This window comes from Shewanella sp. CAL98-MNA-CIBAN-0140 (genome assembly GCF_040309905.1).
Lineage (GTDB): Bacteria > Pseudomonadota > Gammaproteobacteria > Enterobacterales > Shewanellaceae > Shewanella > Shewanella psychromarinicola.
The window spans coordinates 1-255 of sequence record NZ_JBEOPI010000230.1 but is presented as its reverse complement, the minus strand read 5'-3'; the positions used below and the strand labels follow the sequence as shown (position 1 = coordinate 255).

Genomic DNA, 255 nt, shown 5'->3' with positions numbered 1-255 from the left:
CATCAAGATCAGTAATGGTATTCTTAGTAAATTTATTGAGCGTTAAACTATGCAGCATTTTGCGTCGATTTGCTGCCGGTAGTTGACTTAGATACAGTTTACCAGTTGCTGTACACCACATCGGTGATTTTGCACCTACAGGCAGATAAATCTGTAGCGGCAACGTTGTCTGCGCGCGGTTGGTATAAATCATATCCATATGATAAGGAATGCCAATACCGCAAGTCTCTTTGATATCATCAACCAGTCTTTGCA

The 255-nt window shown here is 41.2% G+C and carries 1 protein-coding gene; it reads right to left on the bottom strand.

All coding sequences use genetic code 11. The features are described from left to right. Positions 1 to 255, bottom strand: a 255-nt coding sequence (locus AAEY93_RS20870) for an IclR family transcriptional regulator domain-containing protein (protein ID WP_351079616.1), incomplete at both ends; no start/stop codon positions are given.